Origin of the sequence: Promicromonospora iranensis, assembly GCF_028994805.1 — a bacterium.
Lineage (GTDB): Bacteria > Actinomycetota > Actinomycetes > Actinomycetales > Cellulomonadaceae > Promicromonospora > Promicromonospora iranensis.
On record NZ_JAJQQP010000018.1, the window covers coordinates 1 to 24,418 of the forward strand.

At 71.1% G+C, this 24,418-nt stretch carries 25 protein-coding genes; 18 read left to right on the forward strand and 7 right to left on the reverse strand.

The window, feature by feature from the left end; translation table 11 throughout:
* Positions 1-83: 83 nt before the first annotated feature.
* From chvE to mmsB, 3 genes are all read left to right on the forward strand, one after another.
* A complete protein-coding gene (gene chvE, locus LUM46_RS24705) occupies positions 84-1,256 on the forward strand; it encodes a multiple monosaccharide ABC transporter substrate-binding protein (RefSeq protein ID WP_274997745.1) in 1,173 nt (390 codons plus the stop codon).
* Between the two features lie 155 nt (positions 1,257-1,411).
* Positions 1,412-2,983 (forward strand): multiple monosaccharide ABC transporter ATP-binding protein, encoded by a 1,572-nt coding sequence (gene mmsA / locus LUM46_RS24710; protein ID WP_274997748.1) that lies wholly within the window; start codon positions 1,412-1,414, stop codon positions 2,981-2,983.
* A complete protein-coding gene (gene mmsB, locus LUM46_RS24715) occupies positions 2,980-4,161 on the forward strand; it encodes a multiple monosaccharide ABC transporter permease (RefSeq protein WP_274997749.1) in 1,182 nt (393 codons plus the stop codon). The genes mmsA and mmsB overlap by 4 nt, the downstream gene beginning before the upstream one ends.
* A 71-nt stretch (positions 4,162-4,232) precedes the next feature.
* Here the strand turns inward: mmsB and LUM46_RS24720 are convergent, their stop codons facing one another.
* Together LUM46_RS24720 and LUM46_RS24725 are read right to left on the reverse strand one after the other, a co-directional pair.
* Entirely contained in the window at positions 4,233-5,546 is a 1,314-nt protein-coding gene (locus LUM46_RS24720) for a phytase (protein WP_274997751.1), read from the reverse strand.
* 146 nt (positions 5,547-5,692) lie between these two features.
* Positions 5,693-6,865: an acetoin utilization protein AcuC gene (locus LUM46_RS24725; protein WP_274997752.1), complete on the reverse strand. Its 1,173-nt coding sequence runs from the start codon at positions 6,863-6,865 to the stop codon at positions 5,693-5,695.
* Between the two features lie 112 nt (positions 6,866-6,977).
* Here LUM46_RS24725 and LUM46_RS24730 point away from each other — a divergent pair, with 112 nt between their 5' ends.
* The 3 genes from LUM46_RS24730 (at position 6,978) to LUM46_RS24740 (ending at position 9,416) form a co-directional block, all read left to right on the forward strand.
* Positions 6,978-8,378, forward strand: a complete 1,401-nt coding sequence (locus LUM46_RS24730; RefSeq protein WP_274997753.1) for a TrkH family potassium uptake protein — start codon at positions 6,978-6,980, stop codon at positions 8,376-8,378.
* Positions 8,379-8,442: 64 nt separating this feature from the next.
* Complete coding sequence (locus LUM46_RS24735) at positions 8,443-9,111, forward strand: potassium channel family protein (protein WP_274997755.1); 669 nt, start codon at positions 8,443-8,445, stop codon at positions 9,109-9,111.
* A gap of 206 nt (positions 9,112-9,317) precedes the next feature.
* Positions 9,318-9,416 (forward strand): 30S ribosomal protein bS22, encoded by a 99-nt coding sequence (locus LUM46_RS24740; RefSeq protein WP_003792170.1) that lies wholly within the window; start codon positions 9,318-9,320, stop codon positions 9,414-9,416.
* 83 nt (positions 9,417-9,499) lie between these two features.
* On the opposite strand, the gene LUM46_RS24745 is transcribed toward LUM46_RS24740, so the two are convergent.
* Positions 9,500-10,294, reverse strand: a complete 795-nt coding sequence (locus tag LUM46_RS24745; protein ID WP_274997756.1) for an HAD family hydrolase — start codon at positions 10,292-10,294, stop codon at positions 9,500-9,502.
* 77 nt (positions 10,295-10,371) lie between these two features.
* On the opposite strand from LUM46_RS24745, the gene LUM46_RS24750 reads away from it, so the two are divergent.
* From LUM46_RS24750 to LUM46_RS24765, 4 genes are all read left to right on the forward strand, one after another.
* Positions 10,372-11,043, forward strand: a complete 672-nt coding sequence (locus LUM46_RS24750) for a Pr6Pr family membrane protein (protein ID WP_274997757.1) — start codon at positions 10,372-10,374, stop codon at positions 11,041-11,043.
* Between the two features lie 14 nt (positions 11,044-11,057).
* Positions 11,058-11,306 carry a glutaredoxin family protein gene (locus tag LUM46_RS24755; RefSeq protein WP_274997758.1) on the forward strand — a complete coding sequence of 83 codons (249 nt, stop codon included), beginning with the start codon at positions 11,058-11,060 and terminating at the stop codon, positions 11,304-11,306.
* Between the two features lie 60 nt (positions 11,307-11,366).
* Positions 11,367-12,014, forward strand: coding sequence for a redox-sensing transcriptional repressor Rex (locus LUM46_RS24760; RefSeq protein ID WP_274997759.1), 648 nt, complete (start codon positions 11,367-11,369; stop codon positions 12,012-12,014).
* Between the two features lie 644 nt (positions 12,015-12,658).
* Positions 12,659-13,855: a hypothetical protein gene (locus LUM46_RS24765; protein ID WP_274997760.1), complete on the forward strand. Its 1,197-nt coding sequence runs from the start codon at positions 12,659-12,661 to the stop codon at positions 13,853-13,855.
* Positions 13,856-13,942: 87 nt separating this feature from the next.
* Here the strand turns inward: LUM46_RS24765 and LUM46_RS24770 are convergent, their stop codons facing one another.
* Entirely contained in the window at positions 13,943-14,494 is a 552-nt protein-coding gene (locus LUM46_RS24770; protein ID WP_274997761.1) for a YceI family protein, read from the reverse strand.
* 135 nt (positions 14,495-14,629) lie between these two features.
* On the opposite strand from LUM46_RS24770, the gene LUM46_RS24775 reads away from it, so the two are divergent.
* The 6 genes from LUM46_RS24775 (at position 14,630) to ccsB (ending at position 20,102) form a co-directional block, all read left to right on the forward strand.
* The gene (locus tag LUM46_RS24775; RefSeq protein WP_274997762.1) at positions 14,630-15,142 is read left to right on the forward strand and encodes a MarR family winged helix-turn-helix transcriptional regulator; all 513 of its coding nucleotides are present in this window, start codon (positions 14,630-14,632) and stop codon (positions 15,140-15,142) included.
* A gap of 77 nt (positions 15,143-15,219) precedes the next feature.
* Positions 15,220-15,864 carry a histidine phosphatase family protein gene (locus LUM46_RS24780; RefSeq protein ID WP_274997763.1) on the forward strand — a complete coding sequence of 215 codons (645 nt, stop codon included), beginning with the start codon at positions 15,220-15,222 and terminating at the stop codon, positions 15,862-15,864.
* Positions 15,864-16,460, forward strand: a complete 597-nt coding sequence (locus tag LUM46_RS24785) for a TlpA family protein disulfide reductase (RefSeq protein ID WP_274997764.1) — start codon at positions 15,864-15,866, stop codon at positions 16,458-16,460. The genes LUM46_RS24780 and LUM46_RS24785 overlap by 1 nt, the downstream gene beginning before the upstream one ends.
* A complete protein-coding gene (locus LUM46_RS24790; RefSeq protein ID WP_274997765.1) occupies positions 16,460-17,269 on the forward strand; it encodes a cytochrome c biogenesis CcdA family protein in 810 nt (269 codons plus the stop codon). Before LUM46_RS24785 ends, LUM46_RS24790 begins: the two co-directional genes overlap by 1 nt.
* Entirely contained in the window at positions 17,269-19,116 is a 1,848-nt protein-coding gene (gene resB / locus LUM46_RS24795) for a cytochrome c biogenesis protein ResB (protein ID WP_274997766.1), read from the forward strand. Before LUM46_RS24790 ends, resB begins: the two co-directional genes overlap by 1 nt.
* Before the next feature lie 2 nt (positions 19,117-19,118).
* Positions 19,119-20,102, forward strand: coding sequence for a c-type cytochrome biogenesis protein CcsB (gene ccsB / locus LUM46_RS24800; RefSeq protein WP_274997767.1), 984 nt, complete (start codon positions 19,119-19,121; stop codon positions 20,100-20,102).
* 92 nt (positions 20,103-20,194) lie between these two features.
* On the opposite strand, the gene LUM46_RS24805 is transcribed toward ccsB, so the two are convergent.
* Positions 20,195-20,581, reverse strand: a complete 387-nt coding sequence (locus tag LUM46_RS24805) for a PLDc N-terminal domain-containing protein (protein WP_274997768.1) — start codon at positions 20,579-20,581, stop codon at positions 20,195-20,197.
* Between the two features lie 106 nt (positions 20,582-20,687).
* Here LUM46_RS24805 and LUM46_RS24810 point away from each other — a divergent pair, with 106 nt between their 5' ends.
* Positions 20,688-20,969, forward strand: coding sequence for a DUF4229 domain-containing protein (locus tag LUM46_RS24810; protein WP_274997769.1), 282 nt, complete (start codon positions 20,688-20,690; stop codon positions 20,967-20,969).
* 12 nt (positions 20,970-20,981) lie between these two features.
* Here LUM46_RS24810 and LUM46_RS24815 read toward each other — a convergent pair whose 3' ends face one another.
* Together LUM46_RS24815 and LUM46_RS24820 are read right to left on the reverse strand one after the other, a co-directional pair.
* A complete protein-coding gene (locus tag LUM46_RS24815; protein ID WP_274997770.1) occupies positions 20,982-21,851 on the reverse strand; it encodes a 1,4-dihydroxy-2-naphthoate polyprenyltransferase in 870 nt (289 codons plus the stop codon).
* 85 nt (positions 21,852-21,936) lie between these two features.
* Positions 21,937-23,193 (reverse strand): AMP-binding protein, encoded by a 1,257-nt coding sequence (locus LUM46_RS24820; RefSeq protein ID WP_274997771.1) that lies wholly within the window; start codon positions 23,191-23,193, stop codon positions 21,937-21,939.
* 113 nt (positions 23,194-23,306) lie between these two features.
* On the opposite strand from LUM46_RS24820, the gene LUM46_RS24825 reads away from it, so the two are divergent.
* Positions 23,307-24,386, forward strand: coding sequence for a DUF3048 domain-containing protein (locus LUM46_RS24825; RefSeq protein ID WP_274997772.1), 1,080 nt, complete (start codon positions 23,307-23,309; stop codon positions 24,384-24,386).
* Positions 24,387-24,418: the final 32 nt, after the last annotated feature.

The window sequence follows — 24,418 nt, forward strand, 5'->3', positions numbered from 1 at the left end:
AGCGTTCACAATCTGTTGCGTTCACAATGTGAAGTCGGCCGGGTCGCAGAGACGTGCCCGGGCAAACTCGAAGAGGAGATGTCATGGCAAGGAAGCTGTGGGCCAAGCGCGGTCTGGCTGCGCTGGCGACGGGAACGATGGCTGTTTCGCTCGCTGCATGTGGCGGCGGCGGCGCCGGCGCTGGTGGTGGCGGCGGTGGTGCCGGGGACGGCGAGGAGGGCGGCCTCGTGGGCGTCGCCATGCCGACGCAGACGTACGAGCGCTGGATCGCGGACGGCGACGCCGTCAAGACCGGCCTCGAGGAGGCCGGGTACGACGTCGACCTGCAGTTCGCGGGTGACGACATCCCGACCCAGCAGCAGCAGATCGACGCGATGATCAACAAGGGTGCCGAGGCGCTCATCATCGCCTCCATCGACGGCACCGCGCTGGGCAGCCAGCTCGACGCCGCCGCTGCTGCGGACATCCCGGTGATCTCGTACGACCGCCTCATCCGCGACTCGGAGAACGTCGACTTCTACGTCACGTTCGACAACTACGAGGTCGGCGTGCAGCAGGGCACCTCGCTGCTGACCGGGCTCGGCATCCTGGACGAGAACGGCGAGGAGGCCGCTGACGCGCCCGAGGGCCCGTTCAACGTCGAGCTCTTCGCCGGTTCGCCCGACGACAACAACGCCGGGTTCTTCTTCGAGGGCGCGATGTCCGTGCTCCAGCCGTACCTCGACGACAAGACGCTGGTCGTGCCCTCCGAGCAGACCGACTTCGGCACCGTCGCCATCCAGCGCTGGGAGCAGGAAGGCGCCCAGGAGCGGATGGAGAACCTGCTGACGTCGACCTACACCAAGGGCGACCAGACCATCGACGGTGTGCTCGCCCCGGCCGACGTGCTGTCCCGAGGCATCATCACCGCGCTGAAGAACTCGGGCTACGGCAAGGGTGACCAGGATATGCCGATCATCACCGGCCAGGACGCGGAGGCCGCGTCGGCCAAGCTGATCGTGGACGGCGACCAGTACTCGACCATCTTCAAGGACACCCGCCTCCTCGCCGAGCAGGCCGTCGTCGCCGCCACGTCGTTCCTCGAGGGCGAGACCCCCGAGGCGAACGACACCGAGACGTACGACAACGGCGAGCTCGTCGTGCCGTCGTACCTCCTCCCCACGGTGATCGTCACCGAGGACAACCTCGAGGCCGAGCTGGTCGAGTCCGGCTACCTCACCGAGGAAGAGGTCGCTTCCGGTCAGGTCGACGAGTAGGACCGACCTCCTGGCGACACCGCTCCGACACCGCTGACTTCCTGCGGTCATCCGGTGGTCGAGCTTGTCGGGACCTAGGTCTCGACAAGCTCGACCACCGGCGTCGGGCACCCCGTAACACCCCCACCGGCGACAAGTACGCGACAAGGACTGGCATGGCCGATTCGGCGCCGACCGACATCCTCGAGATGCGCGGCATCACCAAGACATTTCCTGGGGTCAAGGCGCTCCAGGACGTCAACCTCACCGTCCGTCGAGGCGAGATCCACGCGATCTGCGGCGAGAACGGGGCGGGCAAGTCCACCCTGATGAAGGTGCTCTCGGGCGTGTACCCGTTCGGCACCTACGACGGCGACATCGTGCTCGACGGCGAGATCGCCAAGTTCGGCACCATCAATGACTCCGAGGCCCGCGGCGTGGTGATCATCCACCAGGAGCTCGCCCTCGTCCCGCACCTGTCGATCGCCGAGAACATCTTTCTCGGCAACGAGCGCCGCCGGGCGGGTGGCGCGATCGACTGGAACCGGACCAACGCGGAAGCGGCGGAGCTGCTCCAGCGGGTCGGCCTCAGCGAGTCGCCCACGACTCCGGTCTACGCACTCGGTGTGGGCAAGCAGCAGCTCCTGGAGATCGCCAAGGCGATCTCCAAGGACGTGCGCCTGCTCATCCTCGACGAGCCGACGGCGGCGCTGAACGACAACGACTCGGAGCACCTGCTCGAGCTGCTCCGGCAGTTCAAGGGCCAGGGCATCACGTCGATCATGATCTCCCACAAGCTGGCCGAGATCGCCGAGATCGCGGACCGCACCACGATCATCCGGGACGGTCAGTCGATCGAGACCTTCGACCTCGCGGACGCGGGTGAGTCGTCCGAGGCGATCCAGGACCGGATCATCCGTGGCATGGTCGGCCGTGACCTGGACAACCGGTACCCCGACCGGGAGTCGCACCCCGGCGCAGAGGTGCTCCGTATCCAGGACTGGACGGTCAAGCACCCGACCCAGCCCGGTCGCGTCGTCGTCGACGGGGCGAACCTGACGGTCCGTGCCGGAGAGGTCGTCGGGATCGCCGGCCTCATGGGCGCAGGGCGCACAGAGCTCGCGATGTCGGTGTTCGGCCGCTCCTACGGCCGGGACATCACCGGCAAGGTGTTCCTGGACGGCAAGGAAGTGAACGTCGGGACCGTTCCGGCCGCCATCAAGGCGGGCATCGCGTACGTGTCGGAGGACCGCAAGCACTACGGGCTCAACCTCATCGAGGACATCAAGCGCAACGTCTCGGCGGCCGGCCTCGGCAAGCTGTCCAAGAACGGCTTCGTGGACGAGAACGAGGAGCTCAAGGTCGCGGGCGAGTACCGCGAGTCCATGAACATCCGCACCCCCAACGTGCTGGTGCAGGTGGGCAAGCTCTCGGGCGGCAACCAGCAGAAGGTGGTGCTGTCCAAGTGGCTCTACACCGCTCCTGAGGTGCTGATCCTCGACGAGCCCACGCGCGGCATCGACGTCGGTGCCAAGTACGAGATCTACACCATCATCAACAAGCTGGTCGCGGCGGGGAAGGCCGTGCTGGTCATCTCCTCCGAGCTGCCCGAGCTGCTCGGGATCTGCGACCGCATCTACACCCTGGCCTTCGGCCGCATCACTGGCGAGGTCGACGTGGCCTCAGCCACCCAGGAAGGACTCATGGCTCTCATGACCCAGGAGCACACACAGGAGACGAAGGCATGACCGGCATCGCGAACCTCAAAGAGCTGTTCACGCGCAACCTGCGTACCAGCGGGATCTACATCGCGTTCGTCCTGATCATCCTGCTCTTCTCAGTGCTGACCGATGGCCTGCTGCTCAGCTCCCGGAACCTGACCAGCCTGGTGCTGCAGTTCTCGTACATCCTGATCCTTGCCATCGGCATGGTGATCATCATCATCGGTGGGCACATCGACCTGTCGGTGGGCTCGGTGGTCGCGCTCACCGGAGCCGTGGCCGCCGTGATCGTCATCCGTGGCGGTCAGCCCTGGTGGGTGGGCGTGCTCGCCGCGATCGGTACGGGACTGCTGGTCGGAGCCTGGCAAGGGTTCTGGGTGGCTTACGTAGGGATTCCAGCGTTCATCGTGACGCTGGCGGGCATGCTGCTGTTCCGCGGCCTCACGCTCGAGGTGCTCAACAACGTCTCCCTCTCGCCGTTCCCCTCCGAGTACTCGGCCATCGCCTCGGGCTTCCTCAACGGGGTGTTCGGTGGCTACGGCTACGACACCTTCACGCTCGTCATCTTCGCCATCGGTGTGCTCGGCTTTGCCTACAACGCGTGGCGCCAGCGCCGCGCGCGCATCGCCTACAAGCAGACCGTCGAGGCGCCGGTGCTGTTCGTGCTGAAGCTCGTGGTGGTCGCGGCCGTCGTCATGTGGTTCGCCTGGAACCTCGCCACGTACCGCGGCCTGCCCGCGGTGCTGATCATCCTCGCCGTGCTGGTCATGGTCTACACGCTGGTCACGAAGCACAGCGTGTTCGGTCGCCACGTCTACGCCATCGGTGGCAACCTCGCCGCGGCGCAGCTGTCCGGTGTCCGGGTGAAGCGCGTGAACTTCTGGATGTTCGTGAACATGGGCTTCCTGGCCTCCATCGCGGGCATCGTGTACTCCGCGCGATCGAGCGCCGCTCAGCCGGCAGCCGGCAACATGTTCGAGCTCGACGCGATCGCGGCGTGCTTCATCGGTGGTGCCGCCGTGACCGGTGGTATCGGCACCGTGACCGGCGCGATGGTCGGTGGTCTGATCATGGCCGTCATGTCGAACGGCATGCAGCTCATGGGTGTCGACCAGTCGGTGCAGCAGGTCGTCAAGGGCATCGTCCTGCTCCTGGCCGTCGCGTTCGACGTCTGGAACAAGAGGCGGGCCGCAGCCGCCCGCTGACCCGCCCACCCCGCCGAGGTAGTCCTCGCCAGACGACTACCTCGGCGGGCTCGACCTGCGGAGCAGAGGGTTCAGCGGAGGCGGAGAGCCTTCGTGACGTCGGACCAGTGGACGTAGGAGAAGCCCGTGGCGTCCTCCTCGCGGTCGGGGTCCACGTCGGGGCCCGTCTCGGGCTCGTCGTGGGTGACCAGCAGCCCGGACCCGTACTCGCCGACCGGCGCGTTGGAGACCGCGATCCCGTCCGACCCGTCGACGTCGTCCACGCCGTCCCCGGCCACCCGGAAGCTGCCGAGCGGGCGGTTGCGTCCACGCAGGTCGTAGACGCCGTAGGTGTCGTCCCCCTGGCTCGACACGAGCACGTAGCCCGCGCGTCCGGGGCCGTACCAGATGTCCACGCCCTCGGCGTCGGCCGTCAGGTTCCTGCCCCCGTACGACGGCGCCTCCGGGTCCACCGGTGCGCACTCCTCGGTCTCGGGGTCGTAGGCGTCGTGCACACCGAAGTCGGTGACCTTGTCGACCAGGCGCGGCTCGCCCGAGCCCAGGGGGAGCGGCACCCGCCAGAGGCCGACGTCCTCCTGCGCCGCGTACAGCGTCCCGGTGCGCCGGTCCACGGCCAGCCCTTCCAGCTGCGGCCCGACCCCGGGCTCCTCGCACGGCACCCACGTGGTGCCGTCGGGCAGGGCGAACTCGCTCGGCATCGCCAGGTGCTCGACGTCGGTGTAGCCGACGCCGTCCGGACCGGTCGTGAGCCGGGCGGTCGCGAGGGTGGCGTTGCCCTCCTGCGTGACCACCGCGTAGGTCTCGCGGTCGTTCGGCTGGTAGACCGCCAGGCCGTACGCCGTCTGGTCCTCGGCGACCGTCTCCCGGTCCGGGCTGAACAGGAACGCCAGCTCGGGTGCGGTGATCTCGGCCAGCGGTGCGGCCGCGTCGGCCCCGGCCGGGTCGATGGCGAAGAAACGGAGCTGGTCGTTGTACCGGTCGGAGACGACGGCCACGTCGGTCGCCACGCCGGCGACGTCCAGGCCGTAGGCGATGTCCACGTTGTTGTACCGGCCCGCGACGCCGTCCGCGCGCGGCGCCGGAGTGGCCGCGACCGACTGCAGCTCGGTCGCGGCCACGGAGTAGACGCGCAGGCCACCCTCCTTGGCCGTGGCGACGACGAGCGACCGGTCCGAGTCCTCCGGGTGCACCCAGATGGCGGGGTCGTCGCCGGACGCGTTGCCGCCGGCCTCGTCGTCGTACAGCGGGGGTGTCTCCACCGACGTGGTGACGGTGGCCGGGCCGGGTGCCGGCCGGCCGTGCCCGCCGCTCGCGGCGGCCGAGGCCGGGACCAGTGCGGACAGGAGCAGCAGGGCAGCCGGCAGGGCGGCGAAGCGACGTCGCATGTGCCAGAGGTTCCCGGACCCGGGTGTAACAGGGGTGAACGGAGCATGTACTGCGCTGCGCGGTCGGCAGTACGTCAGGTGGTCGGCAGGTTGGACTGCCGACCACCTGACGAACTGCCGACCACCCAGCCGGGGTGGTTTCTCCCTCAGTCCAGGAGCGGGTCCAGGCCCCAGGCGGGGAAGGTTGCCCGGCGGGTGGCCTGGACGGCGCGGTCCACGGCGTCGGCGGGGTCGTAGCCGTCGCGCCAGCTGCGGAACGGCACCTCCCCGGAGCCGAGCGTCCGCGCGGCCTCCAGGCCCATGGCCTCGACGGCGGCGCGCCACACCTCGGGCAGCTCGCCGCCCCGTTCCAAGGGCGCGTGCGCCGCTTCCGCGACCAGGGCAGCCCAGGCGAGCGGGACGACGTCGGACACCGCGTACCCGCCACCGCCCAGGGCCAGCCAGCGGCCCTCGGCGTGCTCGTGCGCGAGCGCGTGCGCCCACTGCTGCGCCGTCCACTGCGCGTCCACCGAGACGTTCAGGTTCGAGAGGGGGTCGCGCCCGTGGGCGTCGCAGCCGTGCTGGGACACGATCACCTGCGGCTGGTGCTCCCGGACGACCGCGGGGACGACCGCGTCGATCGCCCGTAGCCAGGCCGCGCCGGTGGTGCGCGCCGGTACGGGGATGTTGACGACGCTGCCCTCGGCGGCACCCCGGCCGGCGTCGGCGGAGGCGCCCGTGCCGGGGAACAGGGTGCGGCCGTCCTCGTGGATCGAGAGGGTGAGCACGCGCGGGTCGTCCCAGAAGATCGCCTCGACGCCGTCGCCGTGGTGGGCGTCGAAGTCCAGGTACGCCACTCGCTCCGCGCCGCGGTCCAGCAGGCGCCGGATCGCCGCAGCGGCGTCGTTGTAGACGCAGAAGCCCGACGCCGCCCCCGGCATCGCGTGGTGCATGCCGCCCGCGACGTTCACGCCGTGCGCGATCTCGCCGGCCCAGAGGGCCTCGGCAAGATCGACGGACCCGCCGAGCTGACGGGCGGCCGCCTCGTGCATCCCGGTGAACAGCGGGTCGTCGTCGGTACCCAGCCCGCGCGCCACGTCGGGCTCCAGCGTGGTTCCCGCGTGCCGGACGGCGGCCACGTAGTCGGCGTCGTGCACCGTCTCGATCACGGCGTCGGAGGCCTGCTCGGCGTCCGCGAGCACCAGCGTGGGCTGGTCCAGCAGGCCGAGCGCCTCGATGAGCCGCATCGTGAGGTCGAGTCGGGTGGGCGACATGGGATGCCCGGGTCCGAAGTCGTACTCGAGCAGTCGCGGACTCCAGACCAGCCGGGCGAGGTGCACCCGCCCACGGTAACGGACTGGCGACCGCCCGAGGGTTTCTGCTCAGAACCGTCTCGGCGGCGTGGCAGAGTTAGGCGTCGATCGAAAGACATGGGTGGAGGGAGCGGGTCGGATGGCGCGGAGCTTGCGGCACCGGCTGTTCGGGCTCCGGGAGCTGGTCGACGAGCTGGCCTTCCGGGCACCCGCGCGGCTGGCGGTGAGCGTCTTCGCCTGCGTGGTGGGGCTGTTCGCGGCGCTCCTGATGGTTCCCTTCGCGACCGCCGACGGCGAGGGCGCGCGCTTCGTCGACGCTCTGTTCACCGCCGTCTCGGCCGTGTGCGTGACGGGTCTGGTGGTCCAGGACACGGGCACCTACTGGTCCCTGTACGGGCAGATCGTCATCCTCACGGGCATCAAGGTGGGCGGCTTCGGCATCATGACCGTCGCCTCCCTGCTCGGCATGATCGTGTCGCGCAAGATCGGGCTGACGCAGAAGCTGCTCACGGCGTCCGAGACCAAGACGAGCCGGCTGGGCGACGTCGGCTCGCTCGTCCGGGTCATCATCGTCACGGCGACCACGCTCGAGCTGTCGATCGCCCTGCTGATCTTCCCGCGGCTGGTGGTCATCGAGGACAACGTGGGCACGGCCGCCTGGCACGCGCTGTTCTACGGGATCTCCGCCTTCAACAACGCGGGGTTCGTGCCCACCCCCGAGGGACTGATGCCGCACGTCGGCGACTGGGCGCTCCTGCTGCCGATCGCCCTCGGCGTGTTCATCGGCGCACTCGGCTTTCCCGTGATCCTCAACATGCAGCGGGCACTGCCCCGCCCGGGCCACCGCTGGCGCAACTGGACCAAGCGGCTGTCCCTGCACAGCAAGCTCACGCTGGTGACGAGCGGCGTGCTGTTCGTCGTGGGTGCGCTCCTGCTCCTGGTCCTGGAGTGGTCCAACCCCGACACCTTCGGGCCGCTGAGCTTCGGCGACAAGCTGTTGGCGTCCGTCTTCGCCGGGATCATGCCGCGCTCCGGTGGGTTCAGCACCGTCGACGTCGGCGCCATGACACAGTCGAGCTGGCTCATCCAGGACGCGCTGATGTTCGTGGGCGGTGGGTCCGCGTCGACCGCGGGCGGCATCAAGGTGACCACGCTCGCCGTCATGCTGCTCGCGATCATGGCCGAGGCGCGCGGTGACCGCGACATCGAGGCCTTCGGCAGGCGTATCCCGCGCGACGTCCTCCGGCTCTCCATCGCGGTGGTGTTCACGGGGGCGAGCATCGTGCTCGTCTCGTGCGTCGCTCTGCTGGAGATCACGGAGCTCCAGCTGTCCGTGGTGCTGTTCGAGGTGCTGTCGGCGTTCGCGACCGTCGGCCTGTCCACAGGGATCACGCAGGGTCTGCCCGACTCCGGCAAGTACGTGCTGGCGCTCCTGATGTTCGTGGGGCGCACCGGAGCGGTGACGGTGGTGGCGGTGCTGGCACTGCGCGACCGGCGACGCATCGTACGCTTCCCCGAGGAACGACCCATCATCGGATGACGCGGTCCGACGTCCGGTCACTATCGTGGCCCGTACGTCGAACGAGCGGCCAGAGAGGACTACCGTGCCGGAGAAGAAGCCCGAGCGGGATGCGGGTGTGCTGGTGATCGGCCTCGGCCGGTTCGGGTCGGCGATCGGCTCGACGCTCGACCGGCTGGGCCAGGACGTGCTCGCCGTCGAGCAGGACCCGGTGCTGGTGGCCCAGTGGTCCGGCCGCCTGCCGCTGGTGGAGGCCGACGCGTCCAACCCGGAGGCGCTGGAGCAGCTCGGCGCCAAGGACTTCGGCGTGGCGGTGGTCGGCGTCGGCTCGTCCCTCGAGGCGTCGGTGCTGATCACCGGCAACCTGGTCGACCTGGGCACACCCCAGATCTGGGCCAAGGCGATCTCCGCGGAGCACGGCCGCATCCTGACCCGGATCGGCGCCCACCACGTCGTCTTCCCGGAGGCCGACGCCGGTTCGCGCGTGGCGCACCTCGTGAGCGGCAAGCTGCTCGACTACATCGAGGTCGAGGACGGGTTCACCATCGTCAAGATGCGCCCGCCCAAGGAGGCGCAGGGCTTCACGCTCGCGCAGTCGAACATCCGCAAGCGCTACGGCGTCACGGTGATCGGCGTGAAGTCCCCGGGTGTCGACTTCGTCTACGCGACGCCGGAGACCCGCGTCTCGGCCAACGACCTGCTCGTCTGCTCCGGTCACGCGGAGCTCCTGGAACGGTTCGCCGCACGGCCGTGACACGGTCGCCAGGACCGGTTCGGCGCACCTCACACCGCTGCCGATTACGGAGCGCGCGTCAGACCAGGTAGCCTAGGGAGCGGACTCCGTTTCGTGTTGGTCGGCCATCGTCACTCTGGCGTCACTGTCCCGGACCAACCGTGGACCATTTCGCTGAGCGGCCCGTCGTCGGGCTGCCGCCGACCGATCGAACATTGCGAGGACCTATGGGCTCCGTCATCAAGAAGCGCCGCAAGCGTATGGCGAAGAAGAAGCACCGCAAGCTGCTTCGTAAGACGCGCCACCAGCGCCGCAACAAGAAGTGACGCTCGCGCCCTCTGGCGCGTGACGAGCAGGCCCGGCCCTTCGTGGGCCGGGCCTTCTTCGTGCCCGGGCCGAGGCGGCCGGGCTAGCGGCCCTGCAGCCGACGGCGGGCCGCCCGCAGCACCAGGCCGAGCACCCACGCGGCGCCGGCCCACGACGCGGTCCGCACGCCACGGCCCGCCGCACGCTGCGACCGCCCGCGGAACTCGCGGATGGGCCAGCCCACCTCCTGCGCGTGCCGTCGCAGCCGCAGGTCGGGGTTGATCGGGCACGGGTGTCCCACTGCCCGCATCATCGGCAGGTCGTTCAGCGAGTCCCCGTACGCGTAGCTCTCGTCGAGGTCGATGTCGTTGACCTCCGCGAGTGTGACGATGGCGTCCGCCTTGGCCTGGCCGTGCATCAGGTCGCCGTTGAGCCGGCCCGTGTAGAAGCCGTCCTTGTGCTCCGCGATGGTGCCGAGCGCCCCCGTGGCGCCCAGCCGGCGCGCGATGAGCTGCGCGATCTCCACCGGCGTGGCGGTGATGAGCCAGACCTGGTGGCCCGCAGCGATGTGCTCGTCGAGCAGCCGGCGCGTGCCCGGATAGATCCGCAGGGACAGCACGGCGTCCCACACCTCTTCGCCGAGGGTGGCGACCTCCGCGACGGTGCGGCCGGCGATGAGCGACAGGGCGCGGTTGCGCACCTCGTCGATCTGTTCGCGGTTCTCGCCCCACACCAGGTAGCGCGCCTGGATCAGGGCGAACCTCAGGATGTCCCGCGTACCGAAGAACTTGCGCTGATACGCGGACTTGGCCAGGTGAAAGGCGCTCGCACCGCGGATGATCGTGTTGTCGACGTCGAAGAACGCCGCGGTGGCGGACGAGGGGTGCGTCGACGGCATGGAGGTCACTCTATCCGCGTGCCACGTCGTGCAAGTCACACCGGGCACCCCGGGTCGGCCGGTGATACAACCAGGACGTGACGTACCAGACCAGCACGCGCGAGCGGGCCACCCTCGCTCGGTTCCTCCACCTTCTGGTGGCCGCGCTGGCCCTCGGTGGCGTCGCCATCGAGCTCGTCACCGCGCTCGTCAGCGGCCCCGGCATCGCGCCGACCCACGCCGAGCGCATCGTCCGGCTCTTCAGCTACTTCACCATCGAGTCGAACCTGCTGATCGGCGGGGTCTCGCTCGCGCTCGCGGCGGACCCGCGCCGTGACGGGCCGGTCTTCCGCGTCCTGCGGCTGGATGCGCTGCTGTGCATCGCGGTCACCGGGATCGTCTACAACACGGTGCTGCGCGGCCTCACGACGCTGACGCCGTCGGGCGCCGTGGCGAACACGATGCTGCACGTCCTGGCGCCTCTCTTCGCCGTCATCGTCTGGCTGTGGCTCGGGCCGCGGCCCCGCGTGTCGGCGCGCACCGTGTGGTGGTCCGTCGTCTACCCGATCGCGTGGCTGGTCTACACCTTCCTCCGGGGCGCGGTCACCGGCTGGTACCCGTATCCGTTCCTCGACGTGAACGTGCTCGGCTACGGCGGCGCGCTGACGAACGCGGCCCTCGTCGCCGTCGTCTTCCTCGCCCTGGCCTGGGGCGTGCGCTGGGTGGACGGACGGCTCCCGGACACCGACCGTTCGGTAGGCCGCGCGTGACGTAACCTCGGGTCGTGACAAGTCCTGCCGAGGCCCGGGTAGTCCTGTACACGCGCGCGGCGTGCCATCTGTGTGAGGACGCACGCGCCGTCGTCGTCCAGGTGTGCGCTGGTGCGGGAGCCGGATGGCGCGAGGTCGACATCGACAGCGCGCCCGCACTGCGGGAGAAGTACGGGGAATACGTCCCCGTGCTCGAGGTCGACGGCGTCCAGCAAGGGTTCTGGCGCGTGGACGGTGCGCGCCTGGCCCGCCTCCTGGCATGATCGTCCCGGCAGTGTGTGCGTACGCCCGCGACACAGTGGTCGCGGGGAGGGGAGCAGCACGTGGTCGAACTCAGTGACGGGACAGTTCCGGCAGCAACCGTAGGGAGGCTGCCGTACTACCTGCGCGCCCTGCGGGACCTCGCGGCCGAGGGGGTCGCACTCACCTCCTCGACGGAGCTCGCCGAACGCTCGGGCGTGAGCTCGGCGCAGCTGCGCAAGGACCTGTCGTACCTGGGTTCGTTCGGCACGCGCGGCGTGGGGTACGACGTCGAGTCGCTCGCCTCGTACATCACCGTCGCCCTGGGCCTCGAGACGGAGCACCGGCTCGCGATCGTCGGCATCGGCAACCTCGGGCACGCCCTCGCGAACTACTCCGGTTACGCGACGCGCGGCTTCCAGGTGGTCGCCCTGCTCGACGCCTCGCCCGACGTCGTGGGCACCCGCGTGGCCGGCGTGACCGTGGAGCACGTGCGCGGCGTGGCGGAGGTGATCCAGCGCGAGCGGGTCACGATGGTGGTGCTCGCGCTGCCCGGTCACGTGGCGCAGGACGTGGCCGACGCCGTGGTGGCCACGGGTGTGCGCGAGATCCTCAGCTTTGCGCCGGTCGCGCTCCAGGTGCCGGACGACGTGGTGGTGCGCTCGGTCGACGTCGGTGGCGAGCTGCAGATCCTGGCGTTCCACGCGGCGACGCGGGCCGCGGCGGTCTGAGGGTCCGAGCCTGGGCTATCTGGACGGGCTGGGCTGAAGTCGCCCGGATCGGCTGGGCTCAAGGGGGCTGGACGGGCTGGGCTGGTGGGGTCGGTTTGTTGCGTGTCGGGCGGCGCCTTGAGTTCGGTCGATTGCACGACTTCGGTCCCTTGCTTTGAGATCGGTCGTTTGATGGACCGATCTCAGTGCAAAGGACCGAAGTCGGTGAGTTCGGTCCCTTGCACGAGAGCGCCGTGCTGACCTGGCAGAACAGTGCTGACCTGGTGTCGCGTCGTGCGGCCTCCCGGGCTGCACAGGGACACCTCTCCTGACTTTGGTTCAGCAGGCCGTCGGAGAGCCGCGGCGGCGCACAGATACACAGGCGCTCTGCTGCTTTGCTGACCCTCGCCTCGGTGCGCTCTGCCGTGTCGGGGCTGAACGATCAGTGGGGGGTTGACTTGGGGTCAGGCCTTGGCGATCGCGCTGACGTCCAGGGTGATCTTGATCTTGTCGCCCACCAGGAGGCCGCGGCGCTCTGAACCCTGCGGGCGCGGGCGGGTCCGTGCTGCTAGACATGGCCGTGCTGATCTGCTGATGTACTGGCTGTGACGGACCGGAGGGCCCGAGTGAGCGACGAATGGCATCCGAGAATCGGTCGCCCGAGGTTGTCGGGTGTCTCCGCGCACCGCCTGTCGACGGTCGGCGACTGGCTGCTGTGGCCTGGTATGGCCTGCCTCGTCCTGGCGCTGGTCCTGCTCTGGGGCGTCGACCAACCGTTGCCGGCGGGCCTGGTCGCCGTGCCCGGGATCGTGGGCGTGACCACCGGGCGAGTCGTCCTCAGCGTCGCAAGCACGCGGGAGGCGAGGGAACGCGCGGCGGGCTACGTCACGCGGATCCGCGGGACGGGACCCGCCGACGTCGAGCACGTCGACCCCCAGACCGGCCGGCTCGTCAGCTTCGCCGGTGAGGACCTGACGGGCGCCGAGCGTCGGTCCCGCGTCGAGGCGGTCCGCGCCGACGCCAGGCGCGGCGTCCTCGGTACCCGGGAGCCGGACAGGACGCCCTCCGTGGTCGACGATGGTGCGGCGGCAGGGGACGAGGCCCTTTTCGCCGGGCACCCCAGGACCTTCGTCACGCTGCCGGGGACCGTGCGCCTGGGGGTGATGTGGGGGTTGCTCCTCGTCGTCGGGGCCCCGCTGGGGTTGGTCACCGCCGTGTTCGTCGCCGCAGAGGCGGCGGCGACGCGCTCCGCGGCCACGATCGTTCTCCGCGTGGTGCTGGTGGGAGCGGTCGTCGGGGCGGTCGTGCTCGTCGTCTCGATGCGCAGGGCCGATGCCGTCCTGGTGGACGGTGAGGGCCCGATCGCCCGGAGAACCGTGCTGACCATCTGGATCATGGTGTTCGCCATGGCCCTGGTCACGGCCGGCGGCTTCGTGTACTGCACCGTCGAGAACGGGGGGCTGGCACGGCTCGAGTCGGACGGCGTCCGGGTCACGGCCCACGACGCGGAGGTCAGGGCAAGGCCTCGCACGGGAAGCCTCGTACGGGCCGTCGTCGACTACGGCGACGGCCGTCGGCAGGTTCGCCTGGACTACGACCGGAACCCCGATACGCCTACCGGGTCTCAGTCCACCTGGACGGACGCACCCGCGCCGTACGACGGCACGTTCATCGTGCTGTACGACCCTGACGATCCCGACTTCGTCGTCGCGGAGACCGACATCGCCGGCGCGGGGCCGGGTGTCATGGCTGCGGACCTCGGCCGCGCGGCGGGGATGTCCGCCCTGTGGGGTGTCCCGTGGTTCCTGGCCTGGATGGTGCTGGTCCGCCGCGCCCGGCGTCCGGCCGGCGAACGCTCCTGACAGCGGTTCAGCAGGCCGTGGGCGACCGTGTCCCGGGGGATTCCGGTCGCCCCTGGCCTGCTGAACCAGGATCAGGATCTGCGCGGGTCAGGCCTTGGCGATGGCGCTGACGTCCAGGGTGATCTTGATCTTGTCGCCCACCAGGAAGCCGCCGGTCTCCAGCGAGGCGTTCCAGGTCAGGCCGAACTCCTTGCGGTTGATCTCGAGCGAGGCCTCGAAACCGGCGCGGTCGTTGCCGAACGGGTCCTTGGCGGTGCCGGCGAACTCGGTCTCCAGCTCGACGCCCTTGGTGACGCCGTTGATGGTCAGGTCGCCCGAGATGATGTACGCGTCGCCGTCGGGGCGGATCGTGGTGGAGGCGAAGGTCCAGGCCGGGTTCTCCTCGGCGTGCCAGAAGTCGGCGCTCTTCAGGTGGCCGTCGCGACCGGCGTCGCCCGTGTTGACCGACTGCGCGTCCAGCTCGGCCGTGACGCTCGACGACTCGAGGTCGTCGCCGACCGTGATGGTGCCGGAGGAGACGCCGATCGTGCCGCGCACCTTCGCGATACCTGCGTGCCGGACCGAGAAGGCGGCGGTGGTGTGCGAGGGGTCGAGGTCGTAGGTGCCGGTGGTGAGTCCGGCGGGGAGCGGGGTAGCCATGAGAGAGGACTCCTTGGTGATTCGGCGTTCAGGACGGATAGTTGAGAGATCAACTAGTCACGATGAGGTCCAACATAGCGGGTCCCGTAACGTATTCCCAGAGGTGTCGGAGCAGGCACGAAGGTGGTGGGCAGCATGGCAACAGAGACGGTCGAGCAGCAGGACATCTGGTTGACCGAGGAGCAGCAGGGCTCGTGGAGGCACTATCTCGAGGGCACGGCGCGCTTCGTCGAGGCGCTCAGCGCGGTCCACGACCGGACCCTCGACCTCTCGCTCGGCGAGTACAGCCTGCTGGTGCAGCTGTCGGAGGCGCCGGAGCTCACGATGCGGATGTCCACGCTCGCCGACGGCCTGGTGCTGTCGCGCAGCCGGCTCACCCACACCGTCGCGCGCATGGAGTCGCGGGGGCTGGTCGAGCGCCGCGCCGCCGAGGGCGACCGGCGGGGCGTGAACTGCACGATGACCGACGCCGGCCGTGCGGTCCTGGAAGCGGCAGCGCCCGGCCATGTCGCGGCTGTGCGCCGGATCATGGTCGAGGCGCTGGAGCCGGAGGAGTTCGCGATGCTCGGCCGCATCATGGCCAAGGTCGCGGAGTCCTCGAAGCTCTCGGGCGGCACGGAGGAGGGTCTGACGGCCCACTGCGACTAGCGGCCGGCCCTGCGCCATGACGTAATCCACACGCCCCAGGTCACCGGCACCCAGGGTCGGGTGGGAGACTGGGCGCCATGGTTTCCACGACGGTTCACCTGCTGCGTCACGGCGAGGTGTACAACCCCGACGGTGTCCTGTACGGGCGGCTGCCTGGCTACCGCCTCTCCGACCGTGGTCAGGCGATGGCCAAGATCGTCGCCGACCACCTCACCAGCACCGGCCGGGACGTCACCCGGGTGGTGGCCTCACCGCTGCAGCGCGCGCAGGAGACCGCCGCCCCGCTGGCGGAGGGCTTCGGGCTGGAGCTTGCCACGGACGACCGGGTCATCGAGGCCGAGAACCGCTTCGAGGGCCTGCCCGTCGGCCACGGCGGCGGCGCGCTCCGGAGCCCGCGCAACTGGCCGTACATGTGGAACCCGTTCCGTCCCTCGTGGGGCGAGCCGTACACGCAGCAGGTCGAGCGCATGCGCAGCGCCGTCGAGGACGCGCGCCGGGCGGCCGAAGGGCACGAGATCGTGCTGGTCAGCCACCAGCTCCCGGTGTGGCTCACCCGTCGCTCGTTCGAGGGTGGCCAGCTCTGGCACGACCCCCGTAACCGCCAGTGCAACCTCGCCTCCCTGACGTCCCTGCACTTCGAGGACGACCGGTTCGTCGGCCTCCACTACACGGAGCCCGCAGCGGAGCTCTATGACGGCGCGAGCAAGGTTGCCGGCGCGTGATGCGGGGAAAGACCTTCCGGGTCGTGCGGTGGATCTTCGCAGTCGGCATCGTCATCGGCCTGGTGGCCGCCCTCGCCGGGTGCACTCCTGAGGAGTCCGGTGCCGGCGACGTCGTCGGGCAGGGGTACGTCTCCGGCGACGGGTCGGTGCAGACGTACGACGCCGGTGAGCGCAAGGGTCCGGTGGCCATCGCGGGCACCGACTTCGAGGGCGAGGACGTCGACACCGTCGACTGGGCCGGTGACGTGGTCGTCGTGAACACCTGGTACGCCGCGTGCGCCCCGTGCCGCGCCGAGGCTCCCGACCTCGTGGACCTGGCCGGCTCCAAGGACGGCGTGCAGTTCCTCGGCATCAACACCGAGGACGCCGCCGGCGCCGCCCAGGCGTTCCAGCGCACCTTCGAGGTGCCCTACCCGAGCATCGAGGACCGCACCGGCACCGTGATCGCCGGCCTGAACGGCGTCGTGCCGCTGCAGGCGGTGCCGACCACCGTGGTGCTGGACCAGGAGGGCTACGTGGCCGCGCGGGTCATCGGTCAGGTGGAGGGCTCGACGCTCGAGGCGCTGATCGACGACGTGCTGGCGGAGGCCGCCTGATGCTGCCCGGCACTGTCGCGTCCGCCGTCGGTGACGGGCTCGCCGTCACCGCGTTCAGCGGGTCGCTGCTCCTCGCGGTGCCCGTGGCGGCGCTGGCGGGCCTCGTGTCCTTCGCCTCGCCGTGCGTGCTGCCGCTCGTGCCGGGGTACATCGGCTATGTGAGCGGCATGGCCGCCGCCTCCATGAACGCCACCGCCGAGGGCGGGGCCGTGGGGACGCGCGTCAAGCCCGTGCGCTCCCGCGTCGTCGGCGGCGTGGCCCTGTTCGTGCTCGGCTTCACCGCCGTGTTCGTCTCGTTCGGTGCCGTGTTCGGCGGCCTCGGCGCCTACCTGGTGCGCTGGGAGGACGTGATCACCCGTGTGCTCGGCGCGGTGGTCATCCTGCTCGGGCTCGGGTTCCTCGGCGCCGTCCCCTTCCTGCAGCGTGAGGCCCGGTTCCACCTGACGCCCCGCGCAGGCCTGTGGGGGGCACCGCTGCTCGGCGTCGTGTTCGGCCTGGGCTGGACCCCCTGCATCGGCCCGACGCTCGCCGCCGTGCAGGTGCTCGCGATCGACGAGGCGTCCGCCGGCCGCGGCGCGCTGCTCGGTGTCGCCTACTGCATCGGCCTGGGCGTGCCGTTCCTGCTCGTGGCGCTCGGGCTGCAGAGCTCCGAGCGCATGATGGACTTCCTGCGCCGGCACCGCCTCGCGGCGATGCGCCTCGGCGGGGGCATGCTGGTGCTGGTCGGGCTGCTGCTGGTCACGGGGCTGTGGACGCGGCTCACCGGTGCCATGCAGCTGTGGATCGGCGGATTCGAGACGGTGATCTGATGGCCGGTCGTACCAGCAGGGACGGCACCTACGTCCCCGAGGGCATCGCGGACGAGTTCACGCAGGGGGAGCCGGCCCGGGGTGCGCCGTCGTCGGGCGACAAGGACCAGAAGCCGAACCGGCCCAACGCCCCCGCGCTGGGCCTGGTGGGCACGCTCCGCTGGATGTGGCGGCAGCTCACCTCCATGCGCGTGGCACTCATGCTCCTCATGCTGCTCGCTGTCGCGGCCGTGCCGGGGTCGGTGCTGCCGCAGCGCAACCAGGACGCGGCAGCCGTGATCGAGTACCTCGCCGACCACCCGACGGCGGGGGAGTGGCTCGACAAGGCCGGGTTCTTCGACGTCTACACGTCGGTCTGGTTCTCCGCGATCTACATCCTGCTGTTCGTGTCGCTGGTGGGCTGCATCCTGCCGCGCTCCATGGCGCACTACCGCGCCCTGCGCGGCCGCCCGCCGCGCGTGCCGTCGCGGTTCAACCGGTTCCCCGCCAAGGCCTTCGCGACCACCGACGCCTCGCCCGAGGAGGCGGCCGACGCCGTGGCCGCCCGCCTGCGCGGCAAGGTCTCCTGGCTGCCCACGTTCCGCGTGGACCGGGGTGCGGAGCCCGCGCGGGGTGCCCGTGGAGCGTCGGGCCGGAGCGAGCTTGCGAGCGCAGGGCCGGAGCGACCATCGGGACAGCCGTCGGCCACCGTCAGCGCCGAGCGCGGGTACCTGCGCGAGACCGGCAACCTGGTGTTCCACCTGGCGCTGGTCGGTCTGCTCGTGTCGGTGGCGACCGGCCAGCTGCTGCACTACCGCGGCCAGGCGATCGTCACCGAGGGGCGCGGGTTCGCGAACGCCGTCGTGGACTACGACACGTTCGAGAAGGGCGCCTGGTTCCGGCCCGAGTCGCTGGTGCCGTTCTCGATGACGCTCGACCGGTTCGTGTCGGAGTTCGCGAGCGACACCGTGGCCTTCGCGCAGGCGCGCGACTTCACGGCGCACGTGACCGTGACCGAGCCCTCCGGCGAGCAGCGGCCCGAGATCGTGAAGGTGAACCACCCGCTGGTCGTCGACGGCGCCAAGATCTACCTGCAGGGCAACGGGTTCGCGCCGGACATCACGGTGCGGGACGCCGAGGGCGAGGTCGCCTTCTCCGGGCGCGTCACGTTCATCCCGCAGGACACGATGTACACGTCGCGCGGCGTGGTGAAGGTGCCGGACGTGGCCCCCGGGCTCGACCAGATCGGGCTGGTGGGCTACTTCCTGCCGACCGCCGAGGTCGATCCCGACGGGTCCGCCCGCTCGGCGTTCCCGCAGCCCGTCGACCCGCTGCTCGTGCTCGAGGTGTACACGGGCGACCTGGGGCTCGACGAGGGCGCCCCGCAGAACGTGTACGAGCTCGACACGGCGTCGCTCACCCCCGCCGTCGACGAGTCCGGCGAGCGGGTCAAGGTGCTGGCCCGTCCCGGCGAGACGGTGGACCTGCCGGACGGGCTCGGCACCCTGACCCTCGGTGAGGAGCTGCCGCGCTACGTGGCGCTCGACCTGCGGCACGACCCCTCGCTCGGGTTCGTGCTGGTGTTCTCGCTGCTCGCGCTCGGCGGGCTCACCGTCTCGCTCTTCACGCCACGGCGGCGCGTCTGGGCGCGAGCGTACGTGGCGCAGGATGGGGCTACCGTGGTCGAGGTCGCAGGGCTTGCCCGCGGGGACGACGCCGGCCTGCAGGCCGAGGTCGACCGCGCGCTGGCGGCGGTGCCCCGAGGAGTGGAACGACCAGATGGGGCGGACACGTCCGCCGAGACGTCGGCGGCCGCACGCCGACAGGCACGGGAACCGCGTGTCGAGACCGGATCGGAAGAGGACTGAACATGGAGCTGGCAAACCTCAGTGTGCTGCTCGTCTGGGGCGCGGCGACGGCCCTCGCCGTCGCGCTCGTCGCGTTCGCGGTGGACCTGTCGCGCCTGTCGGGTGCCAAGGTCGACGCGCGGGACGCGGCACGGACCCGCGACACGGTGGCCGTGGGCACCGGCGGCCCCGTCGAGGATGCCCCGGTCGATGCGCCCGAGGACGCCCCCGCGGCCCCTGGGCCGGTGAACCGCAGGCTCGCCGGTGTCGGCATGTCCGTGACCTGGCTGGCCACCGCGCTGCTGCTCGTCGCGATCGTGCTGCGCGGTATCGCCGCCGGCCGCGCGCCGTGGGCCAACATGTACGAGTTCGCGCTGGTCGGCACGTTCGTGGCCGTCGCGGTGTTCGCCGCGGTCAGCACCCGGCGCGACGTGCGGTTCCTCGGGGCCTTCGTGACCGGGATCAGCGTGCTCTTCCTCGTGCTGGCGCAGCAGCAGTTCTTCGTGGCGGCCACGGGTGTGCAGCCCGCCCTGCAGAAGTACTGGCTGGTGATCCACGTCGGCGTCGCCATCTGCGCGACGGGTATCTTCACGGTCGCCTTCGTGACCTCGGTGCTGCAGCTCCTGCGGGACGGCCGGGACAACGGCTCGGTGATGCTGGGCAGCCGGCACTGGGGCTGGCTCGACCACACGCCGGCGCCGTCGGCGCTGGAGTCGCTCTCGTTCCGGCTGAACTCGGTCGCGTTCGTGCTGTGGACCTTCACCCTCATCGGCGGTGCCATCTGGGCCGAGGACGCCTGGGGCCGGTACTGGGGCTGGGACCCCAAGGAGGTCTGGACCTTCATCGCGTGGGTGGTCTATGCGGCCTACCTGCACGCGCGCACCACGCGCGGCTGGTCCGGGACCCGTGCCGCATGGTTCGTCGTGGCCGGCTACGCGTGCGTGCTGTTCAACTTCACCGGCGTGAACCTGATCTTCAACGGAAAGCACTCGTACTCGGGCCTGTGACGAGCGGCTGCTCGTCGAAAGGTTCTGCCTAGCGATGGGGCCCACAACTCACGTGAGTTGTGGGCCCAGCTGCTGGGCAGATGCGGGCCTTGTCAGCTCTCCGACTCGTCGTCCTTGGCCTCCTGGTGACCGCGCGCCTCGCGCTCGCGCTTGCGCTTCTCCTGCTCGAGCCGCCAGAGGAATTCGGGGTCGTCGTCAGGGGCGACAGGGCCGGAGGGACGGCGCGGGCCGGGGCGGGTCGGCGGTTTCGGGCGGCTGCCGCCGGGCCTGCCACCGGCCGACGGGCCGGCGCCGGACCTGCGGGCCGCGACCCGCATGACGATCCACGAGATGGCGCCCAGCAGGGGCAGCAGCACGATCAGGAGCACCCAGAGCCAGCGGGGCAGCCCGCCGCGTTCGTCCTCGTCCGCTCCCCAGACGTCGGCCAGGGCATACGCCATGAGTCCGACGACGACCAGGATCAGGAGTATGCGTGCCATCCCCCCAGCCTACGGCGGGTCGGCGGCCTCGCGTGAGCCTGGAGGGTGACCTTCGCCGCGTCGCCCCTCGTCGGAGTGTGACCCAGCCGCGGCCTACCATGGGTGGGTGCCCCTTCTGATCTACTCCCTGCTCCGCCTCGCGCTGTTCGGCGCGGCTCTCGGCCTGCTCTACGTGGTCGGCCTGCGGGGCTGGCTGCTCCCGATCGTGGCGGTGGTGGTAGCGCTGGCCCTGTCGTACCTGACGCTGACCAAGCCGCGGGACGCCGCCACCCGATGGATCGCCGCACGGGCCGACCGCCGTGCCGCCGAGCGCGCGGTCTTCCCGAACGTCGACGCGGACGCGGCCCACGAGGACGCACAGGTCGACCAGAGGTTCCGGACCGACTGAGTCCCGCCGGGGTCAGATCGAGAGCCCGAACCAGAGCAGCAGGCCGTAGCCGAGCTCGTACAGGCCGGTGCCGGCCAGGATGGGGATCAGCAGCTTGCCGCGCGCCCCGGCGAGCACCGGGATGGCCAGCAGCATGGCCGGTCCGAGCAGGAGCAGCACGACGAGCGTCCAGGGCGCCCAGAACGCGCACACCGCGCCGAGCAGCACCGGGACCCACAGCATCGCGACGTAGGCCCGGCGGGCGCGGTGGTCGCCGAGCCGCACGGCCAGGGTGCGCTTTCCGGCCAGCACGTCGGTCGGGATGTCGCGCAGGTTGTTCACCATGAGCAGAGCGCAGGCGATGAGGCCCACCCCGACGGCGCCGAGCACCGCCGGCCAGGTGATGCGGTCGGCCTGCGTGTACGTGGTGCCGAGCACCGCGACGAGGCCGAAGAAGACGAACACGGCGATCTCGCCCAGCCCGCGGTACCCGTACGGCGTCTTGCCGCCCGTGTAGTACCAGGCGGCCGCGACGCACACCGCGCCCACCGCGAGCAGCCACCAGTGGCCCGAGACCGCGCTGAGCGCCAGCCCGAGCACCGCCGCGACACCGAACGCCGCGAACGCCGCGCCCTTCACGGCGCCCGGGGCGGCGGCGCCGGATGCCGTCAGCCGCATCGGGCCCACCCGGTCGAGGTCGGTCCCGCGCACGCCGTCCGAGTAGTCGTTGGCGAAGTTGACGCCGATCTGCAGCGCGAGGGCGACACCGAGCGCGAGCAGTGCGGGCAGCCAGGCGTACGAGTCGACCTGGGCGGCCGCGCCGGTGCCGATCATGACCGGGGCCGCCGCCGCCGGCAACGTGCGGGGCCGGGCCCCGGAGATCCACTCGGCGGCAGTCGCCATCAGCGTGTCCTTCGTTCGTGGGGTGCGTCTGGTTGCTCAAGACGCCAGGTCCGGGCCTGTGCGCGGTCCTGGCGGAGGAACGAAGTCATGGTCGCACGGGTTCCCCGGCCGCCTCCCGCTCGGCCCGCACGACGGCGTCCCGCACCGCCCGGCGGTCCGTCTTGCCGGGGCCGCGGGTCGGCAGAGCCGTCGTGACGTACACACGGCGCGGCGCGCTCGGCGCCCCCAGCCGCCGCCCTATGGCGGAGCGCAGCCCGGCGAGCAGCTGACCGCCGTCGGCGAGGCTCGTCGCCGCCGACGGTTCGGGCGTGTCCGGCGTCCGGCCGGCGGCCCCGATCACGACGACCGCGACGACCGCCTGGCCCCACTCGGCATCGGGCACGCCGACGACGCAGGACTCACCCGGGGTGCCGAGGCCCGCGAGGTGCTCGGCGATCGCGTCCTCGACGGCCGCCGGGGCGACGTTGACCCCGCCGGTGAGGATGACGTCGTCCGCGCGACCAAGGATCGTGAGCCGGCCGTCGCCCAGGCGGCCGAGGTCCGAGGTGCGGAACCAGCGGGTGCCGTCGAGGTCCGTGCGAAAGGCGGCGGCGGTCGCCTCGGGGTCGCCCACGTAGCCCTCGGCGAGCATCGGGCCGGACAGCTCGACGACGCCCGTCCCGGGCCCGGCGTCGGACCCGGCGCCGGCCAACCGGACGCGCACGCCGTCCAGCGGCACGCCGTCGTACACGCAGCCGCCGCTCGTCTCGGACATGCCATAGGTGGTGACGACGCGGACCCCGGCGGAGCGGGCACGGGCCAGCAGCGGTGCCGGTGCGGCGGCACCGCCGACGAGCACGGCGTCGAACCGGGCGAGGGCGTCGAGGCCGGCGCCGGCGCCGTCGTCGGCTGCCGCGACCAGGCGGTGCAGCTGGGTGGGGACCAGCGAGACGTACGCGCGTCCACCCTGCGCGGCGGCGAAGTCGGTGGCGATGGCCGCGAACCCTGCCGCGGTGAAGTGGTCGAGCGTGTCCGGGTGCACCTCGCGGCCCGACACGAGGGAGCGGGTGATGACCTGGACCCCCGCGACGTGGGTGGGCGGCAGCACGAGCAGCCAGCGTCCGGGGCCACCGAGCCGTTCGTGGGTGGCCTCGGCGGAGGCACGCAGGGCGTCGGCACTCAGCGCCACCTCACGGGCGTTTCCCGTGGAACCGGAGGTCCGCAGGACGAGCGCAGTGCCGGGCGGCAGGTCGGCGTCGGACAGCCGGGGCTGCGGGGCGTACGCCGGGCCGCCGTCGAGGGCGTCCCGGACGGCGCGCGCGACGCCGCTCACAAGGGCGGGCAAGGGGTCGGTCGAGGCCACCTCCTGAGAGTAAGCGCGTCCGGCGAGCGCGGGACTACCGTGTCGGTAGGGTGTGCGCCACGCGGGACGGCTCCAGGGAAGGCCCGGGGTCGAGTGCCGGCGGAGGAGGTGGCATGACGACGTGCTGGACGACGGTCGTGCGGGCCACGGCGGCGGCGCTGGCGATGGTGCTGGCGCTGGCGGCCTGCGGGCCCGACCGCCCCGAGGAACCCGAACCGACCCCCACCACCACCGTCGACGCCCCCGTCCGGGGTGACCGGAACGGGCCGCCGAAGCCGGACGTACCGCTCGTGTGGCCGCTCACCGGCGTGCGGACGGAGAAGGTCGAGAACCGTCCGGCGGTGTCGGTCAAGATCGAGAACGCGGTCGAGGCCCGGCCCCAGCGTGGCCTCGTGGAGGCCGACATCGTCTGGGAGGAGGTGGTCGAGGGCGGCATCACCCGGTTCGTGGCGACCTATCACTCGAAGATCCCGGACGCCGTGGAGCCGGTGCGCTCCGTGCGGCCGATGGACCCCGCGATCGTGGCGCCGCTCGACGGCATCCTGGCGTTCTCGGGCGGGCAGGGGCCGTTCATCGCCGCGATCGAGCGGGAGGGCACCCAGACGGTCATCATGGACGACGGCGACCCCGGCTTCACACGCGATCCCGGCCGGGTGGCGCCGCACAACGTGATCGGGAGCGTCCCGACGTTCCTGGAGCAGGCCGACGGGCGGCGGACGAGCCCCCCGCCCGCGCAGTTCGAGTACGCGCGGAAGCCGGGCGAAGGATCGGCGCCGCGGGCCGGGAAGCCCGCGCGGGAGGTGGACGTACGGCTGTCGCGCGCCCAACGCACCGTCTGGACATGGGACGCGGAGAACAAGCGGTACCTGCGCAGCGAGGGTTTGGCGGCGTCCGTCGCGGCGGACGGCCGACGGCACTCCGCCCGGAACGTGCTGGTGCTGGCCACCGAGGTGTTCAACACCAAGTGGGTGGACCCGTCCGGTGCCCCCGTCCCCGAGCACCGGCTCGCCGAGCGGACGGGCGAGGGCACGCTGGTCTCCATGGGGCGCAGCATCCCGGTGCGCTGGTCGAAGAAGGACCACCAGGCGCCGATCGTGCTCAGGACGCCCAACGGCAAGGAAGCGCTGCTCGACCCGGGCAACACGTGGATCGAGCTGGTTCCGCGCGGCACGGGGAGCTGGACGCCGCGCTGACGGGTCGGCGGGCGCCCGATGAGAGACCCCTC